This is a genomic window from Quyinboa ferrireducens (assembly GCF_042436675.1).
Classification (GTDB): Bacteria; Bacteroidota; Bacteroidia; order Bacteroidales; family UBA5342; genus JBHJHP01.
Genome location: NZ_JBHMVA010000007.1, coordinates 130,382 through 150,488, shown reverse-complemented (window position 1 = coordinate 150,488; position 20,107 = coordinate 130,382). Strand labels below are relative to the sequence as shown.

General features: G+C 43.3%; 10 protein-coding genes. All 10 read left to right on the top strand.

The window, feature by feature from the left end; translation table 11 throughout:
- The first annotated feature begins 38 nt into the window (after nt 1–38).
- The 10 genes from ACE01N_RS11890 to ACE01N_RS11845 all read left to right on the top strand — a co-directional run bounded on the left by ACE01N_RS11890 (nt 39) and on the right by ACE01N_RS11845 (nt 19,914).
- Nucleotides 39–3,191: a DUF6298 domain-containing protein gene (locus tag ACE01N_RS11890; protein ID WP_380588968.1), complete on the top strand. Its 3,153-nt coding sequence runs from the start codon at nt 39–41 to the stop codon at nt 3,189–3,191.
- A 7-nt stretch (nt 3,192–3,198) separates the two neighbouring features.
- Entirely contained in the window at nt 3,199–4,587 is a 1,389-nt protein-coding gene (locus tag ACE01N_RS11885; protein WP_380588965.1) for a glycoside hydrolase family 140 protein, read from the top strand.
- 26 nt (nt 4,588–4,613) lie between these two features.
- Nucleotides 4,614–7,949: an MGH1-like glycoside hydrolase domain-containing protein gene (locus ACE01N_RS11880; protein ID WP_380588962.1), complete on the top strand. Its 3,336-nt coding sequence runs from the start codon at nt 4,614–4,616 to the stop codon at nt 7,947–7,949.
- Nucleotides 7,950–7,967: 18 nt separating this feature from the next.
- Nucleotides 7,968–8,627 carry a DUF3826 domain-containing protein gene (locus ACE01N_RS11875; protein WP_380588959.1) on the top strand — a complete coding sequence of 220 codons (660 nt, stop codon included), beginning with the start codon at nt 7,968–7,970 and terminating at the stop codon, nt 8,625–8,627.
- Nucleotides 8,628–8,864: 237 nt separating this feature from the next.
- Nucleotides 8,865–9,950, top strand: coding sequence for a sialidase family protein (locus ACE01N_RS11870; protein WP_380588956.1), 1,086 nt, complete (start codon nt 8,865–8,867; stop codon nt 9,948–9,950).
- 7 nt (nt 9,951–9,957) lie between these two features.
- Complete coding sequence (locus ACE01N_RS11865) at nt 9,958–11,367, top strand: alpha/beta hydrolase family protein (RefSeq protein WP_380588953.1); 1,410 nt, start codon at nt 9,958–9,960, stop codon at nt 11,365–11,367.
- A 142-nt stretch (nt 11,368–11,509) separates the two neighbouring features.
- Nucleotides 11,510–14,329 carry a glycoside hydrolase family 2 TIM barrel-domain containing protein gene (locus tag ACE01N_RS11860; RefSeq protein WP_380588950.1) on the top strand — a complete coding sequence of 940 codons (2,820 nt, stop codon included), beginning with the start codon at nt 11,510–11,512 and terminating at the stop codon, nt 14,327–14,329.
- Nucleotides 14,330–14,338: 9 nt separating this feature from the next.
- Nucleotides 14,339–16,354: a right-handed parallel beta-helix repeat-containing protein gene (locus ACE01N_RS11855; RefSeq protein ID WP_380588947.1), complete on the top strand. Its 2,016-nt coding sequence runs from the start codon at nt 14,339–14,341 to the stop codon at nt 16,352–16,354.
- Between the two features lie 46 nt (nt 16,355–16,400).
- Nucleotides 16,401–17,099, top strand: coding sequence for an L-rhamnose mutarotase (locus ACE01N_RS11850; RefSeq protein ID WP_380588944.1), 699 nt, complete (start codon nt 16,401–16,403; stop codon nt 17,097–17,099).
- A 103-nt stretch (nt 17,100–17,202) separates the two neighbouring features.
- Nucleotides 17,203–19,914: an alpha-d-galacturonidase gene (locus tag ACE01N_RS11845; RefSeq protein WP_380588941.1), complete on the top strand. Its 2,712-nt coding sequence runs from the start codon at nt 17,203–17,205 to the stop codon at nt 19,912–19,914.
- Nucleotides 19,915–20,107: the final 193 nt, after the last annotated feature.

The window sequence follows — 20,107 nt, the reverse complement described above, 5'->3', positions numbered from 1 at the left end:
TTTTGTCACAACACGAACAACATTAATTAATACCCAAAATGATTGAAAAAACGAATGTAGAATACAGTTCATTTTTAAAAATTTGTTTGGCTCTTGTTCTGCTGATTTCTTCTGTTACAGGTTTTGCGCAGAATGCTAAACGACCACTCATTATTGGCAGAGATGGAAAACTGAATTATCAGCCTGACGAAAAAGGTGACAGGATTCCTGACTTTTCGTATGCCGGATATAAAGCATCAGAAGAAGAAATACCATTGATTAATTCAGAAGTTTTTGTTAAGAATACTGATGCAGATGCTACACGAGATATTCAGAAAGCGATTGACTATATTGCCACATTGCCACCGGATCAGGATGGATTCAAAGGAGCAGTTTTACTGGATACAGGGGCCTTTCATGTTAATGGAAGACTGGTTGTCAAATCCTCCGGCATTGTGATTCGTGGCAGCGGAACGGGCAGGAATGGAACAACACTTATTGCAGGTGAAAAAGACAGACAAACCTTTATACGTGTTTTGGGGCAAAACAATTTGGTGTATTCTGAACCTGTAAAAATAACCAGTCAATATGTACCTGTAAATGCATTTGAACTTCAACTTGAATCCACAAAAGGATTGAGTACAGGAGATAAGATTTTTATCCGTCGGCCGTCAACCAAAGCCTGGATTCAGGAACTGGATATGAGAGAGTTTGGTGGCGAAGAAACCGGTTGGATCGGATGGAAAGAAGGGACCAGGGATATTATATGGGACAGAACAATAACAGCAATTAACGGGAATACAATTTCGGTAGATGCACCTTTGACAACAGCTTTGGACCAGCAATGGGGTATAAGTACAGTCGCGAAATATAACTGGCCCGGGCGAATAAAAAATATAGGGATTGAGAATCTGAATTTAAAATCAGATTTTGATGTTTCCAATCCAAAAGATGAAGACCACTGCTGGTCTGCCATTACCATAGAAAATGCTCAGGATGTATGGGTAAGACAGGTGCAGTTTACCCATTTTGCAGGTTCGGCAGTCGCCGTATATGAAACAGCCAGAAGGGTAACAGTCCAGGATTGTATATCGAAGGAACCGGTTTCAGAGATTGGTGGTCAGCGGAGGTATACCTTTTTTACCATGGGCCAGCAAACTTTGTTTCAGCGCTTGTATTCAGAATATGGATACCATGATTTTGCAGTAGGATTTTGTGCCGCAGGACCTAATGCCTTTGTACAGTGCGAAACACATCTGCCGTACGAGTTCAGCGGAACCATAGACAGCTGGGCTTCGGGTGTTTTATTTGATATTGTGAATGTGGATGGAAATATGATCTCGTTCAGTAACCAGGGACTAAATAACCAGGGATCAGGTTGGACCGCAGCCAATTCCATGTTGTGGCAGTGCGCTGCAGCCAGGATCAATAATTATGCGCCACCTACCGCTATGAACTGGGCTTATGGCGCCTGGAGTCAGTTTTCAGGCAATGGTATTTGGGTTGATCAGAACAATCATATTAAACCACGAAGTCTGTTTTATGCTCAGCTGGCAGAACGGCTCAAAAAGGATGCTGCAGCATATGAAAAAGAGGTGATGCCATACAGCAGTAATTCGACCAGCAGTCCAACAGCTGATGAAGCAAAGGTCTATTCAGAACAATCCTTTCAACCGGCCTTAAGACTTGAGGACTGGATAAATGAAGCATCTTCGCGTGACCCGGTTTTAGTAGATAACACTGGCGTTAAATCTGTTGAAAAAATAAAAGAGGCTTCAGGCACTTTGTCAGAAGAAAAGCATCTTATTTCGGTTCAAAACGGGAGACTGGTTGTTGATGGCAAACTGGTGACCGGAATGCGGTTTACAGTGCCCTGGTGGCGTGGCGTAGCAAGACCTTACACCACTGCAAAAGCCACACCGGCTGTGACACGTTATGTACCAGGAAGAAATGGATACGGTTACACCGATAACCTGAATGAGGTGGTTGATTGGATGAACCGGTATAATATGGTTGGACTGGAACAGAATTATGGCCTGTGGTACGAACGTCGCCGCGATGATCATGAACGGGTGAGGCGCATGGATGGTCAGGTATGGGCTCCATTTTACGAACAACCATTTGCACGTACAGGTCAGGGAACGGCCTGGGACGGACTTAGTAAATATGATCTGACTAAATACGACTTTTTCTACTGGAACCGGTTGAAGCAGTTTGCTGATCTGGCAGATCAAAATGGAAAGCTTTTGGTACATCATAACTATTTTCAGCACAACATTCTGGAAGCCGGCGCCCATTGGGTTGATTGTCCATGGAGGCCAGTGAATAACATCAACAATACAGGTTTTCCTGAACCGGTGCCCTTTGCCGGCGACAAAAGAATTTACATGGCGGAACAGTTTTACGATGAAACAGATCCGGTAAGACGTCCGTTGCACCAGGCTTTTATTAAGCAGTGCATGAATAATTTTGCCGGTAATTCCAATGTGTTACAATTAACCAGCGCCGAGTATACAGGTCCGTATCACTTTACAGCATTCTGGCTGGAAACTATAAAAGACTGGGAAAAGGAAACTGGGAAAGATCAGTTGATCGGGCTCTCTACTACAAAGGACGTGCAGGATTCAGTATTAGAGAATCGGGACCTGGCAAAACTGGTTGATGTTATCGATATCCGTTACTGGGCCTACCGTGAAGATGGTTCATTATATGCCCCGCTGGGAGATCAGCAACTGGCACCACGTCAGCATGCAAGGCAGATAAATGTCGGAAAACGGTCTTTCAATTCAGTGTATCATTCGGTGTATGCTTATACTTCAAAATATCCGGATAAGGCTGTGATGTTTTCAGAAGGACGATATAATGTATACGGTTGGGCTGTATTAATGGCAGGAGGTTCGCTGGCTGTTTTGCCGGAAGGTTTGCCGGATGAGTTTTTAAAGGATGCGGCAAGTATGCGTCCTGAAGATCCGGGATCAACACCGGATAGAACATGTATTCTGAATGGTGAAACCGGCATGATCGTTTATTGTAATGATAAGCGAAGACTTTCTGTCGATTTATCAAATAAAAAAGGAAAGTTCCATGTTCAGTTTATCAGGCCATCTGATGGAACAGTATCAGATCAGACTTTGACAATAAAAGCCGGAGAGGTCACATCAATTGACCTTCCTCATAACGGAACCAATATTGTATGGATCAGAAAAAAATAATAAACACATGATACGAATTAATCTATTACTGCTTTTAGCCGGTGTTTTATGTTTCAGTTGTGCTCCACATAAGAAAACAACGGAGGAGTTGCCGATATTAAAAGTTTCTGAAAACGGACATTATATGGTAACATCCGGTGGTGATCCGTTTTTCTGGCTTGGTGACACCGGCTGGTTATTGTTTACCAAACTGAACCGTGAGGAGGCAGAGCAATATCTTGAAGACCGCCGGGAAAAAGGATTTAATGTGATCCAGGTGATGGTTCTTCATTCTTTGGGTGCCGTGAATGTATATGGCGATTCCGCACTGATTGATCATGATGCTTCCAGACCCCTTGTTACGGCGGGTAATTCCTTTTCAGATCCTGAACAATACGATTACTGGGACAATGTAGATTATGTGGTAGACAAAGCCGCTGAAAAAGGTTTATACATGGCGTTGGTGCCAGTTTGGGGTGGAAACGTACGAGGAGGTTATGTATCCCGTGAGCAGGGGAAATTATATGGTGAATGGCTGGCCAAACGTTTCAGGGACCGGTCTAATATTATATGGCTCAACGGCGGTGATACCTTTGGAAGCGATTCCACAGCCACATGGAATGCCATTGGAAATGCCTTAAAAAATAATGATCCCAACCATTTAATCACCTTTCATCCAAGGGGAAGGATGCAATCATCCGATTGGTTTGAGAATGAGCCATGGTTGGATTTTAATATGGTCCAGTCAGGACACAGAAGGTATGATCAGGATGATACGGAACGAAATTACGGAGAGGATAACTGGCGTTATATTCAGACAGATTTTAATTTGAAACCAGCCAAACCAACCATCGACGGTGAACCATCGTATGAAGGGATTCCCCAGGGGCTGCATGATACGACTCAGCCTTACTGGAAAGCTGAGGATGTTCGCCGCTATGCCTACTGGTCAGTGTTTGCAGGTGCCTGTGGGTTTACGTACGGACACAGTGCCATAATGCAGTTTTACAAACCCTCGGATGAAGAACCGGCCTATGGTGCGCGTGAATACTGGACACAGGCTCTGGATGCTCCCGGTGCCAAACAGATGGTATATCTGAAAGACCTGATGTTGTCACGGCCATACCTGGAACGCGTTCCGGATCAAAGTCTGATTGCAGGTGATAACGGTGAAAAGTACGATCATCTTCAGGCGACACGTGGCAAGGGTTATGCATATATTTATACATACACAGGGAGAAATATTCCCGTAAATATGGAGAAATTCAATTCAGAAGTTAAGGCCTTATGGTTTGATCCGAAAACAGGTGAAATTACTGAAATCGGTGAGGTAGAGAATAGTGGAACCCATGAATTTGATTCTCCTGGAGAAAAGGAAAACGGAAACGATTGGGTTCTGGTACTTGAAGAAAAATAAGCTAGGTGGAATAAAAACTGGAGTAGATGTTATTTAGAAATCAAATCAGATTCATATTTATTGTTTGTTTATCACTTATTGTTGTTGTGGTAAATGCACAGGAAACAGACATACCACATTATACGGGAGAAACACTCAATAATCCGGATTATCATCACGGACAGTTACCACCTGCCATGGGTGTGCATAACATACAGGTAATGCGGGCAAACCGTGAGTTTCCGGACATAGCTGATGGCTACGGCTGGACATACAACCATGCACCAATGCTGGCTTACTGGAACAATACATTTTTTCTGGAATACCTGAGCGATCCGGTTGGTGAACATATCGCACCAGGACAAACGTTTTTAGTAAGCTCACAGGATGGGAATACCTGGTCTGAACCGGATGTGGTTTTCCCCCCATATCCTATACCGGATGGAACCAGAAAAGATAACGGAACAGAGGTGGCTAAGGATCTGATGTCGGTGAATCACCAGCGCATGGGATTTTATGTATCAACGGACAACAGGTTGTTTGTGCTGGCATATATTGCCATTTCCATGAATGCAAAGGATAGTCCGAATGATGGGAATGGAATAGGTCGTGTTGTCAGGGAAGTTTACAAGGATGGTACATGGGGACCAATCTATTTTATCCGCTATAATCATGGATGGAATAAAAAGAATACAGATTATCCGTTTTATACAGAAAGTAAAGACAAGGGGCTGAGGAAAGCTTGTGAGGAAATGTTGTCGAACCCGCTGGTTCAGCAGCAGTGGAATGAAGAAGCAGACCGTAATGATCCCCTGATTCCGATACAAAAAGATTACAAGGCCTTTTGTTATTATCACCTGCCGGATGGAAAGGTTGTCGGCTTGTGGAAACACGCGCTTACAGCCATCAGTAATGATCAGGGACATACATGGACACAACCTGTGAGAGCCCCCGGATTTGTAAACAGCAATGCCAAAATCTGGGGACAGGAAACCTCAGATGGCCGGTATGCTACGGTCTATAATCCGTCAGATTTTCGCTGGCCACTGGCCGTTTCTGTAAGTGATGACGGATTGAAATATACGAACCTGTTGCTGGTCAACGGAGAGATATCCACCATGCGCTATGGTGGGAATTATAAATCGTACGGGCCACAGTATGTACGCGGAATCCAGGAAACAAACGGAACACCTTCGGATGGAAATCTGTGGGTTACGTACAGTATGAATAAGGAAGATATCTGGGTATCTGAAATACCGGTTCCGATAAGGTCTGAAGCAACAGAGCAGGCTGATGATGAGTTTACAGCAACAGGATCCGGATCAGCTTTTAAGAAGTGGAACATTTACAGTCCGGTTTGGGCACGTGTTGCAGTTGAAAAAGACAATCAAGGGAAGCAATGCCTGACGCTGCATGACAAAGATCCGTTTGACTATGCCAAAGCCACTCGTTTGTTTCCTCAACAGAAAAATGTGAGCGTTGAATTTGCAATCAAACCGGAACAGAATAATCATGGAATTCTGCAGGTTGAATTGCAGGATAAAAAAAACACCGGAGCGTTGCGGTTAATATTTGATAATGACGGTTACATAAAACATAAAGCTGGTTACCGACTGAGAAATATTATGCCTTATGAACCCCGTGAAGTTTACGATATCCGCATTGAGGCTACCGTAGATAACCGCTTTTACGATATTTATGTCAACGGGAAGCACAAAACAAAAGGTCTCTGTTTTGAACCGGTTCATGAGGTGCAAAGTATTGTGTTCAGAACAGGTGAAATAAGACGTTTCCCTAATGTAGATACGCCAACTGACCAGGATTTTGATGTAAAGCAGGACGGGAAACCGGATAAAGAAGCCGTTTACAGGATTTATTCCCTTAAAACAAAAACACTGTCTGTTGATCATCAGGGCTATGTACTGGATGTGGATGATTTCAAACATTACGTGGACTATTTCAACCGCATGGAAGATGAAAACATTGTACAGTTGATCCCGAATTCCGAATCGTGGGAATGGATGAAGGCCAATATTCCCTTGTTTGAATGTCCACAGGATAATTTCGAAGAGATGTTTTATTACCGATGGTGGACCCTTAGAAAACATATTGAACAAACGCCGGTAGGTTATGCCATTACTGAATTTCTTGTGCAGCGATCCTATGCGGATAAATATAACCTGATTGCCTGTGCCATAGGCCATCATACCTATGAATCACGCTGGTTGCATAATCCAGAATATCTTAAGCAAAATCTGGAGGTCTGGTATCGTGGCAATGATGGCAAACCCATGAATAAGTTGCACAAATTCAGCAGCTGGACACCCGATGCCGTTTATAACTATTACCTTCTGACAAAAGACAGTGCGTTTATTGTAAATATGCTGCCTGATCTGGAAGCGGATTATCGGCGTTGGGAAGCAGAACGCCGTAAACCGTCCGGCATGTTCTGGCAGGAAGATGTGAAAGACGGGATGGAGGAACAAATATCAGGTGGGCGACGTGTAAAAAATGACCGTCCAACCATTAACAGTTATATGTACGGTAATGCGGTTGCCATTTCAAAAATGGCAGAACTTGCAGGAAATAAAGTATGGGAAACACTGTATGCTGCTAAAGCGGATACCTTAAGACAGCTGGTGGAGGAGAATCTATGGAACCCTGAAGCCGATTTCTTTGAGACCGTGAAGGAGGAGGGTGGATTTGCAAATGTCAGGGAAGAGATTGGATTTATTCCATGGTACTTTAATTTACCGGAAAAAGGTTATGAGAAAGCATGGGCTCAGATAACTGATCCGGGAGGATTTCTGGCTCCCTTTGGTATTACAACAGCAGAACAGCGGCATCCTGATTTCCGTACCCACGGTTGTTGCAAATGTGAGTGGGATGGTGCCGTATGGCCGTTTGCCACTTCACAGACCTTAACAGGAATGGCGAACCTGTTGAATAATTATGACCAGAGCGAGGTGAATGACTCGGTATATTTTGACTTACTTGAAACCTACGTGGAATCGCAATATTACCGGGGTCGGCCGTACATTGGTGAATACCTGGATGAAGTAACCGGTTACTGGCTGAAAGGAGATCAGGAACGAAGCAGGTATTATAACCATTCCACGTTCAATGATCTGGTCATTACCGGATTGGTTGGACTTCGCCCAGGGGCAGATGATCAGGTGGAGGTGAACCCGCTGATCCCAAAGGATAAATGGGACTGGTTCTGCCTGGACAGGGTCAATTATCACGGCAAAAATCTCACCATTATCTGGGATAAAACAGGTGACAAATATAAGCTGGGGAAAGGATTAATTGTGCTGATCGATGGAAAGGAAATTGGCAGAAGAACTGATCTGGGACGCTTAATATGTGATATGAATAAGTAATTCTAAAATATAAACGAAATGAAAAGTACACGTTTAAGAGTGATTTTTTTTATGGGATTATTTTTAATTCTGGGGCTTAGCACAAAAGGCCAGACAGAGAAGAAAATGACAGACCAGGAAAAAAAGGCAACAGAGTGGGTTCAGTCACTTGAACTGAATGATAAAGCCAAAGAAGACCGGGTTATAAAAGTTGTGGCTGATCATCTGACAGCAATCCGAACCTGGCATAACGAACATCCGTTTTCTACGGTTCCGGCTGGTGTCAATCCCCGAACCGGTGATAAACTGACTGATCAGGACAGGCAAATGATAGCCGATTCAGCGCAGCCTTCGTCGTATCATGAAGACCTGATGAATGGTTTACGTAAAGACCTGACTGAGGAGCAGGTGGAGGCTATTCTGGATAAGTATACCGTTGGTAAAGTGGCTTTTACCATGAAAGGTTATCGTGCTATTGTTCCGGATCTCACCGATGAAGAAGCAGCCAAGTTGCTGAGCTATCTTAAGGAAGCCCGCGAAATGGCAGTGGATTATAAAAACATGAAAGAGATCTCTGCCGTGTTCGAGATTTATAAAACCAAATGTGAGCAGTATCTGATCAGCAATGGTCGTGACTGGCGCGCATTGTATAAGGCTTTCGTGAAGAGAATAAGGGAAGAGAAAAAGAAGCAGCAGTAAAATATAAGATGTAAAACATAAGATGTAAGACGCAAGACATATGATACGTCCTACTTTGTAAGAAGCTGGTCCCGATATTAATCGGGACGGAGGATTTAAATTTGAAAAGGATCAAATAATAACAATAGCAAGTGCCTTTTGGTTACTGAATAGTCCCGTTTCTTCGGGATATAACATAGTATTAAGGAGGTGTGCTGACCCAGCAGGCGTCTGTACAGAGGATTTAAAATTATTTGTATGAGCAGAAAAATACTAACACTGGCTTTACTAACAATAATGAGCTTGAGTTTACAGGCCAGGGAAGGAAGGTGGAAGAAAGGCATCGTGGATGCACAGTTTTTATACGAGAAGGATGTGTATCCGTCCTGTCATGCCGGTACGTTGGCCGAAACACCGGATGGTCTGGTTGCAGCCTGGTTTGGTGGTACATACGAACGGCATCCTGATGTTACCATTCGGTTCAGCAAGTATAAGAATGGAAAATGGAGCAAATCCGTGGAGGTGGCCAATGGTGTCATCAACGATACCTTGCGCTATCCGACCTGGAATCCGGTATTGTATCAGGTGCCTGGCGGTGATTTGCTGTTGTTTTACAAAGTGGGGCCTAAACCATCGGAGTGGTGGGGTGTAATGAAACGCTCTTCTGATAACGGTGAAACCTGGAGTAAGGCTCAGAAATTGCCGGATGGTTATATCGGTCCGGTAAAAAACAAGCCGGTATTGCTGGAAGACGGTACCCTGATATGTCCCTCCAGTACAGAAGGAAATGGCTGGAATGTTCATTTCGAATTTACAAAGGACTGGGGAAAAACCTGGGATAAGACCGACGCCATCAATAATTATAAGGTGCACAGTATTATTCAGCCAAGTGTTCTGACATACCCGGATGGCCGGTTGCAGATTCTTTGTCGCAGCAAAAATGCGGTACTTGTCACGTCGTGGTCAGATGATAACGGGAAAACATGGTCATTGACGCAGCCTTCAGGTTTGCCAAATAATAATTCGGGTACCGATGCAGTAACACTGGCTGATGGACGACAACTGGTAGTATACAATCATGTTGCAACACCAATCAATGCTTCAAAAGGGCATCGTACGCCCTTGAATGTGGCCGTGTCCAAAGACGGAAAAACCTGGTATGCCGCACTGGTTCTTGAAGATTCCCAGATAAGTCAGTATTCGTATCCTGCAGTGATCCAGACTTCAGACGGACTCGTACACATCATTTATACATGGCGACGGGAAAAGATGAAACATGTGGTAGTGGATCCGGATAAACTGAAACTGTCAAAAATTGTGGATGAAAAATGGCCTGAGAAATAAACGAAGCATGAAAAATTTAGCATCTATACTTGCATTTTTAGTTGTATTGCTTACGGCAGCGGCTCAGAATTCTGATTCCAGATATGCAGAATCCCTTGACCGTGTTTTACAGGAGATTTCCAAACAATACCATGTTGAACTGAGTTATGCAGGAAGTAAGGTAAAAGGCAAAACACTCACCTATGCAGAATGGCGGTTTCGTCCTTCTCTTGAAGAAACTTTAATACGGGTGCTTTCTCCGTTTGATCTGACCTTTGAGAAACAAAACGATAGCTTATACCGGATCACTGATTATAAATATTACAGGACCAGCCTGGAGGATGGTGTTGAAAAGCTGGACTACCTGAAAAAATTGTATGACAACAAGGATGAATGGGAAACCCGAAAGGCAGAATTGCGGCGGTGTTTCCTGGAAGCCTTAAGAATATCACACAGACCGGATTGGCCGGATACAAAGCCGGTAATCGTCAACAAGCGAAAATATAAGAACTACCGCGTGGAGAATTTTGCACTGGAAGTTTTGCCTGGCGCTTATGTCATGGGATCCCTATATAAACCTGTGAAAATATCGGGAAAAGTTCCGGTGATATTAAGTCCCAACGGACATTTTTCACACGGTCGATATAATAAGGATATGCAAACCAGGGCAGCGATGCTGGCACAGATGGGCGCAATTGTAGCGACTTACGATCTGTTTGCCTGGGGAGAAAGTGCGTTGCAATATGGCGATGAAAGCCATCGGCGCAGTCTGGCGCAAACCATGCAGGTGCTCAACAGCCTGAGAATTTTGGATTATTTGTTGTCAATGAAAGAAGCTGATCCTACGAGGGTAGGTATTACCGGTGGATCCGGAGGAGGCAGCCACACCATGCTGATGGGTGCCATTGATGATCGTTTTACGGTAAGTGTTCCTGTCGTGATGCTCTCCTGTTATTTCTACGGTGGCTGTCCCTGTGAAAGCGGACAACCGGTTCATCTGTGCGGAGGCGGAACCAATAATGTGGAGATGGCCGCTATGTTTGCACCGAAGCCCATGCTGATCATAAGCGATGGAGGTGACTGGTCGAACCATGTACCGGAATTTGAATTTCCTTTCGTTCAGAGGATTTACGGATTTTATGGCAAAACGGATAATGTGAAGAACGTGCATCTGCCGGATGAAGGCCATGATTACGGCATTTCCAAACGCCTGGCCATGTACAGTTTTATGGCAAAGTATCTGAATCTTGATACATCTAAAGTGAAGAACGCAGACGGCAGTTTTGATGAATCCGGTGTTGTGGTGGAAGATGAGAAGGAGTTGTATGTTTTTGATAATAAGGTAGAAAAACTACCGCATGACGCACTGAAAAGCTTTGACGCACTGGAGAAAGTGGCAAATGAGGTTTTAGGTTCTCATGAAAAGAGTGAAAAATAAATATCGTTATTTTACCCGAAGTCCTCTTGCTCCTCCGCTATAGCTTCGGCAACACGCGGAAAGAGGAAGTTGCGTGGGCAGATCCCTTCAGGGAAAAGAAGGGTGAGTGGGGAGATTTATAAAAGCTGTAAAATATTATAAAATGATGCGTGTAAAAAAGCCAATACTGTTGACTCACATTTTCCTGTTATGCATTCTGATAAACTCAGTAGCGCAGGAAACAGAGCAGAAGTACCTGTCCGGAACAGGTGTTGATAATACAGTGGACTGGCAGTTTTTTTGCACCGAAGGGCAGAACTCAGGTGAATGGACAACCATTCCGGTGCCGTCGAACTGGGAGCAGCAGAGATTTGGGAACTATAATTATGGCAGAGATAAAGTTCAAAGTTCGGAAAAGGGACTGTATAAATACACATTCACTGTACCGGCAGACTGGAAGAAAAAGCAGGTAGAGATTGTTTTTGAAGGTTCCATGACGGATACGGAAGTTAAGATTAACGGCACATCAGCCGGACCAGTGCATCAGGGAGCTTATTACGCGTTTCGCTATAACATCAGTAAATTGTTAAAGTATGGACTTGATAACTTACTTGAAGTTAAGGTGTCAAAACAATCTGCCAATGAATCCGTAAATAAAGCTGAACGCAAGGGAGACTACTGGATTTTTGGCGGTATTTTTCGTCCGGTATACCTTGAAGCCAAGCCACTGCAAAACATTGAACGCGTTGCGATAGATGCCCAGGCGGATGGAGTTCTAAAAGCAGATGTTTTTTTGAATAATGTAACAAAGGCGGATAAGATTTCAGCCCGTGTTTATACGCTCGATGGCAAAGCGGTGGGAGAGCCTTTTTCTTCAGAACTAACCAAAGGGATTAATAAGGTTCAACTGTATACGCTTTTAAACGACATTAAACGCTGGAATCCGGAAGATCCAAATTTGTATAACCTGAAAATTGAACTGAAATCCAATGGAAAAACCGTCCATGAAATGATGACCCGGTTCGGTTTCCGGACTATAGACATTCGGCCAAGAGACGGGATTTATGTGAACGGGGTTAAAGTGAAATTTAAGGGTGTAAACCGGCATACGTTTCGCTCACAATACGGGAGAGCATCCAGTAAAGCTATTAGTATTGAAGATGTGGAGCTGATGAAATCCATGAACATGAACGCAGTCCGGATGTCGCACTATCCACCGGATGGCCATTTTCTTGATGTGTGTGATTCCCTGGGGCTTTTTGTGCTGGATGAAATTGCAGGATGGCATGCTGCCTACGATAATGAAGTTGGCGCCAAACTGCTGAAAGAGATGGTCGTGCATGATGTGAATCATCCTTCCATTGTGATGTGGGATAATGGCAACGAGGGTGGCCACAATCCTACATTTGATGCTTTGTTTGCCAGATATGATATACAAAAGAGACTGGTGATTTATCCCTGGATGGAACACAATGGCATAGCCACGCAACACTACCGCGGATACGACTACGGTGCTGATACGTACTGGAACGGACGACTGATCACCTTTCCAACCGAATTTCTGCATGGCCTGTATGATGGCGGACACGGTGCCGGATTGTACGATTTTTGGGAATATATATGGAAAAAGCCAAAAGCCGCAGGAGGGTTTCTCTGGGATCTATTCGACCAGGGCATTTTGCGGACCGATAAGGAAGGTGAGGTGTATGATACGGATGGAGAACATGGTGCTGATGGTATTCTGGGACCTAAACTTGAGAAAGAGGCCAGTTATTACGCCATTAAGGAGATATGGTCGCCGGTTCAGTTGGAACCGTTGGAAATTACACCATTATGGAATAAAAAAATGGACATTGAAAACCGGTATCTTTACACCAACCTGAATAAATGTACGTTTAACTGGAAACTGGAGACTTTGCCAGACCCCAAAGGAAAGGATACCCACATAGAACGTTCGGGAAGCATTCCATCTCCTGATCTTGAACCAAATGAGAAGGGCATCCTTGAAATCCCTGTTCCGGAAAACTGGAAGGAATTTGATGTGCTCGGGATTACGGCAACTGACTCACGAGGCAAAACATTGTATACATGGAATTACCCCTTGGTTATTGCTGCAGATGTTGCTGAAAAACTTATAAATAAAACGCCTGTATCGGATCATCTGAAACTTACAGAAACCGGTAGTGCCTATTTGATTCATGCAGCTGAGATTCAGTTTACTATTGGTAAAGCGGATGGTCTTCTTAAAAAAGTGGAGAACGAAAATGGTGTCATACCTTTTACACAGGGGCCGGAACTGAGCGCCGGAATAGCTGTATTCAAGGATATTACCGTTGAAACGTTCCGGGATAGTATCCTTTTACAGGTAAATTTTGACGAAAAAGAATCGCGCATAAAGCAGTTTACCTGGACCTTTTACCCGAATGGCTGGGCAAAGGTGCATATCTATTATATGCCTGAAAAATACGATGTCCATTTCGATATGATGGGTGTGAATTTTTCGTATCCCGAAGATTTGGTTAGAGGTGTTAAGTGGCTGGGAAACGGGCCTTACCGTGTATGGAAAAACCGGACACAGGGTGTTGAATTTGGCGTCTGGCAAAAGGATTATAATAATACCATTACATCGGTTGAGCCCATTGTGTATCCCGAATTTAAAGGTTATCACGCAAATATGTACTGGGCAGAAATTCAATCGAAAGAGCAGTCGTTTACTGTGGCAACTTCTACCGATGATGTTTACCTGAGGCTATATACACCGTCTAATCCGGATCCGGTTGTTGAGCGGGTGACACCGGTATTTCCCGGAGGTGATATCTCATTTATGCAGGCTATTCCACCGATTGGAACCAAAACAAATGCCCCTTCAAATCTTGGGCCTTCAGGTCAAAAGAATAAATTCTTTGATTACGGGCCTTTTGATGACTGGCGAACCAGAAGTCAGCAGATGACCCTGTATTTTAATTTTTCGTCTAACCAGTAAATGTATTTCATGAAAACCTTTCATTTCAAATTAGCCACATTATGTTTTGCAGTGCTGATCTTTTTTTCGGCTTCAGCGCAAAAGATCTGGGTGTCGCCAAATGGAAGCGATGCTGGTGCTGGGACTGAAAATGATCCGCTGAAATCTATCTCATCAGCGTTAGGAAAAGCACGGGAACTCAGGACATCAAATATTGAAACCATAAAAGACGGAATACAGATTATATTAAAAGCCGGTGATTACTGTCTGAAAAAGCCGCTTGAAATCAAGCCCGAAGATTCTGGAACAGAAGCATCCCCGACAATTATTATGGCAGAAAAAGATTATTGCGTCAGAATTAATGGCGGCGTAAAGGTAGAAGGCTGGCAAAAAGTAAAAGACCATATTTACAGGGCTAAACTGGATAGGGATGAAAAACTGCGTACCTTATTTATTGATGGTAAACGGATGCACATGGCCGGAACAGATATTCCTGTGCCTGGTATGGGAGAATGGGGTAAATTTGAAATTAAGGGCAATGAACCCTGGGCATTTGGACCCGGTTCAGCCATTGACGGAATAAAATTCAGTGCCGATGATGTAGTACCGTATAAAAATCCTGAAGATATTGAATTGGTTCAGTTTAATGTCTGGACGGAGAAAATACTGTGCGTAAGAGATATGGAAGGATCCGGGGATACTACGATTGTTAAATTTCAACAGCCCTATGGAGCTATTGCCACTTCTATGGCCTGGGCCGGAAATATAAATTTTGAAAAGGATTTTGTGATTCGGAATGCTTACGAATTGCTGGACGCACCGGGAGAATTTTATTTCAATACAAAAAGCAAACTGCTCTATTGCTACTACGATAAAGGAGATATTAATGGTGCTGAAGTCATAGCACCAGTGTCGGAGGGTTTGGTTACCATAAAGGGTAATTCAACCGATAATAGGGTCAGCCATATTCAGTTTAAAGGCATTGTTTTTTCTTATGACCACTGGCAATTAATGGAGGTTGCAGGTTCTCATGGATTTGCCGGAATACAGAGTCTGGGGTTGGCTGTAAGATATATTCCTGATGGCAACTGGCATCCAACAAAATACAACAGTACCGACGTTCCGACAGGTGCCATTCAGATTGAGAACGCAGCAAATATTTCCTTTATCCGGAATCGGTTTCAGGGAATCAGTTCAGCCATTGCTATAAATTTGGTTAACGACGTGAAGCACTGCACTGTTGAAGGGAACTTTTTTAACGACCTTCTTGGGAATGCTGTTAATATCGGACACCCGCAACACTACGAAATTGGAGATGGTGCCTTATATAAAAAGGGTGTGGAAGGACTTTGTGAATACAACCTGGTTTCCAACAACTACATCCGCAATGTTAGTCTTGATTTCAGACAGGTAGAGGCCATTACCTCATTTTTTGTAGCCAATACCAGGATAGAACACAACGACATATCGGGCACGCCATACGGCGCTATAACTTGCGGATGGTGGTGGGGAAACGCCAACATTCCACCATCCAAAGTAGCCAGAAACAACAGCATAAGCTATAATAAGGTTGGCAATACACATCAGGTGCTTGACGATGGTGGTGTCATATATTTACTTGGAGAACAACCTGGTACTAAGGTTGAAGAAAATTATATATTTAACGGACCAAGGTGTATCTATCCTGATGATGGTTCTGCTTATCTTACCATTGCAAGAAACGTTGTAGATAATCCCAGTTATACACAGTTGTGGTTGCATTTCTGGACGAAGCGCTGTCACGATAATTTCATCACAGGAAATTACGTTAAGAATAACCTGTTTATGGATAATGGAACCAACAACACAATTGAAGATACCCATTCATTCAGGGAAGATGAGTTTTCGGGTGAGGCATTGGAGATTATGAATGAAGCCGGAATTGAAGATGAGTTTAAAGATATTGTTCCCGGTACCGTAACGGAAATGAAAGGTGTATCTGTGATAGAACCGGGAAAAATAAGTATTCACCCCAAAGATTTTAAAGAACGAGATGTATTCCATTAATTCATACTTTATACGGAGGAAGATAGTTTCAATTAAATTCTATCCCTTGTTTCTCCTTTTGCTTCTGTTAATGGTGGCCTGCCGTAATTCAGGCAATAAAGCAAGTGAAAAGGGGAACGGAGAGTCTGATCAGTATCGAATGGCCGTAGAGGTTGTTCTGGAAGATGAAGCGGATATGAACCGCTTGTTAAGCCAGTTTGCAGAGATTAAATTAGAAAAATATGCATGGAAGAATCATGTGGTTCTGTTTGGTGATAAAAGCGATACAGCCGGCATTGGAGAAATAATACGTACATCTGATATTCCATATGAAATAAAGTGGTATCTGCATCCTTTTTATATATTTGATAAACTTAGCTGTTGTGCTGATACAACGGTAAGTTCTTCCTGGAACGACTATATTTTAACAGCAAATTTAGTGGAAGACACTGTTTTGCAAAACGAATATATGGCCTATCATAAAACACAGTTCACGAAATGGCCGGAGGTGGCACAGGGGTTTTGTCATGCAGGTTTTCAGCAGCTTCTGGTTTTTAGAAGTGGTCGGCAGTTGTTGTTGGTTATATCGGTTCCTTCAGATAAAACCCTGGACGAACTGGATCCAAAAACCGTAGAAAATAATCCGCGCATGGTTGAGTGGAACAACCTGATGTCCCGATATCAGGAAGGCATTGAAGGAACTTCGGATGATGAAACATGGGTTTTCCTGGATAAAGTCAGTACAGAGAAAGATTTAAAACGTTAACATAAAAGTTTTAATAATTTTTTATGAAATACTTTGTTTATAAAGTTTTAAACAATGTAAACGATTACATATATTTGCGTTTTATACAAAAAATGATGTTCTTATGAGGCTATTTTCAAATATATTTCTGTTTTTGGTTTCGCTGCTGATTTTGGCCACATGCCAGTCTGGTGAAAAAATTACAATTTTTACTCAGCAGGATTCAAAAAGAGAGGCTTATGCCATAGAAAAATTGAAGTCAGCTCTTTCCGAAAACGGTTACGCCGTCACTGTAACCTCCGATACCACAGGAATAAGAAACAGGATTATTATTATTCGACCATTGTCTGAGGGTACTTTGAGTTCTACAGATCCTGAAAAGCAAATTGCTGTACCCATTTCAGATGAAGGTTTTATCATTGATTCAAAGGGAAAAAATATAACAATCAGAGCCAACGGGAGTAGTGGAATACTCTACGGTTGCCTTGAACTGGCAGAAAGGATTAAGGCTCAGAAAGAACTGCCGGATCTGATCCACGTGGCAGATCAGCCGGAGATGGTCATGCGTGGGACCTGTATAGGTTTACAGAAAACAACGTATTTACCGGGAAGAACAGTATATGAGTATCCGTACACACCGGAAAGCTTTCCTTGGTTTTATAACAAGGAACTTTGGATTAAATACCTCGATATGATGGTGGAGAACCGGTATAATTCACTATACCTCTGGAATGGCCATCCGTTTGCATCCCTGGTTAAACTGAAGGACTATCCCTATGCCGTGGAGGTTGATGATGAAACGTTTAAAAAGAACGAAGAAATATTTGCCTTTCTGACTGAAGAAGCCGATAAACGTGGTATCTGGGTGATCCAGATGTTTTACAATATCATCGTTTCCAAACCATTTGCTGAAGAAAATGGCATTAAAACACAGGAACGGAGTCGGCCAATCACTCCGCTGATTGCGGATTATACACGAAAATCCATCGCGGCATTCATCGAGAAATATCCTCATGTGGGCCTGTTGGTCACCCTGGGAGAAGCCATGAATACAATTGATGACGATGTGGAATGGTTTACCAAAACCATCATCCCCGGGGTTAAAGACGGTCTGGATTCATTAGGCATCACCGAAGAACCACCCATTGTTTTACGCGGACATGATACCGATGCCAAACGGGTGATGGAAGCAGCATTGCCCATTTACAAAAACCTGTATACCACATATAAGTATAATGGTGAATCATTGACAACCTACAGACCAAGGAATTCATGGGATTCTATTCCAACCGCATTAAGCAGGCTGGGATCGGTTCATATATCTAATGTTCACATATTGGCTAATCTGGAGCCATTCCGTTATGGTGATCCCAACTTCATTCAAAAGTCCGTGATTGCCATGCATGAACGTCAGGGAGCAAATGGCTTACATCTCTATCCACAGGCATCATACTGGGACTGGCCGTATACCGCGGATAAAACGGAACCACGATTGTTGGAGATGGACCGGGACTGGATATGGTATCAGGCATGGGCCCGCTATGCCTGGAATTCAGATCGCGACAGCATGAAAGAAGCTATGTACTGGTCTGATCAGCTGTCCGGTTTTTATGGATCAGGCGGAGAAAATATTCTGCAGGCTTACGAGGAAACCGGTGAAATTGCGCCAAAATTGCTCCGTACATTTGGTATATCTGACGGGAACAGGCAGACATTATTGTTGGGTATGTTTATGGGACAACTGGTGAATCCGTATAAATATAATGTATATCAGAGCTTTTTAAATTCTAACGGACCGGAAAGTGAGATTCTGGTGGACTACGCCCGTAAGAAATGGGAAGGAGAACCTCATGTCGGTGAAACACCCCCACAAATTGCACGTGAAGTGGTTGAGCATGGTGAAAAAGCTGTCAAAGCCATAGATAAGGCAGAGTTATCGGTCACAAAAAATAAGGCAGAGTTCGAACGTCTGAAAAATGACGTCTATTGTTATCAGGCCATCGCCAATTGTTTTGCAGAAAAAGAAAAGGCGGCGGAACTGGTGCTGAGATATAAATATTCAAACGAGGTATCTGATCTGGATAAAGCCTTACCCCATCTGGAAAAAAGTCTCGACTTTTACCGTAACCTCGTCAAGCTGACAGAAAATGCATATCTCTATGCCAACAGCATGCAGACGGCACAAAGGCGCATTCCAATAACAGGCCGGGACGGCACCAACAAAACATGGAAAGAACTGCTGCCTCACTATGAAGCTGAACTGGATAATTTCAAACGTAACCTGCAGATGCTGAAATCCAAGGGCGAAAAAGGTAAAAAATTTGAAGTGTTGCAACCGCTTAAGGTAGATATTTTAAAGGCTGGAGTTCAGCTTTATCCATTGGTTCCGGGAGAACAGGTGTTTAGCGACAATAGGGCGAAGATAAAAGCTGTAGCACCGGAGCTGAAGAACCTTTCTGGTGTGCAGTTTTCGGATAACGGACAACGGCAAAACGGAACGGTTTTAAAGTTTAAAACTGATCAACCTGTTAAAATTCTGGTAGGCTATTTCAATACCAACTCATACACCACACTTCGTCCGCCAACACTTGAAACCAATGCACAGGCGAATGATCGGGGTCAGGCCGATATTAAGATTGCCAATGCGTTGGATATTCCCGGGTTATATCCTGTGAATATTTATACGTACAAGTACGATGCTGGTGAGCATGAGCTGGTATTGGGCAAAGGCCGGGTACTTGTTCTGGGATTTATTGACGGAAATGCAACCATTCCCATTCATGATGCAGGCATAGGAGCTGAAGATGGCGCCTCTGTGGATTGGTTGTTTTATTAGTGAGACCCGGATTTCAGAAACGAAGTGAACTGAAATCTGATGGACGAACTAATCCCGATCGTGTATCGGGATAGTGAGACGTGAGGTTATAAGTATTGTTAACATGAGAAACGAACACATCCCGATCGTGCATCGGGATGATGAGAATAAGTCTATCCGTATGGTCAGGACTGAAAAATGTGCTATTCCCGAT